1 pseudogene is annotated in these 526 nt (G+C 65.2%); it reads right to left on the minus strand.

From position 1 onward, the window contains the following. Positions 1 to 526, minus strand: a pseudogene (locus EN994_RS34615) (hypothetical protein); the annotation flags it as partial.

The following is a 526-nucleotide window of genomic DNA, read 5'->3' on the forward strand; positions in this document are numbered from 1 at the left end:
CGCCCGAAGCGGTGGCCAGCGGCGTGCAGACGGTGCCGCCGCCGCATTTCCAGGTCGCACCGAAGCGGTCCGCATCTTCCGGCATCAGGCACGGCATGGCCATCTCGGCCGGCGCGTAGTCGACCGCGGCGTCCGTCCAGGCTGCCGGCGGCGCAAAGGAGAGCGGACGGAAGCGGTTTGGCTCCCTGCCCTCAGCTGTAGCGCGCAGCCAGGCCTGGCGGCGCGGGATCTCGGCATGAAGATGCGGCGAGATGTCGACCTCGATGCGGTTGAGCGGCGATGTCGTCTTGTCGTCAAGGCCGATGAAATGGAAGCCGGCAGTGGAACCGGCCTGATGGCAACCTTGGCAGGCGCCATTGTCCAGCCGCTCGACCAGCGCTTCCGGCGTGCGCACCAGTTTTAGCGTGGAATAATCGAGCGATGCGAATTCCTTGGGCTGGAACAATTGCGTAAACGGATGATTGGCCTGCCGCGCGCTGCCGAAGGTCGACCATGAGATGATCTTTCTGGCCAGGAACTCGTAGGG

This window comes from Mesorhizobium sp. M7A.F.Ca.CA.002.09.1.1, assembly GCF_003998555.1.
Classification (GTDB): domain Bacteria; phylum Pseudomonadota; class Alphaproteobacteria; order Rhizobiales; family Rhizobiaceae; genus Mesorhizobium; species Mesorhizobium ciceri.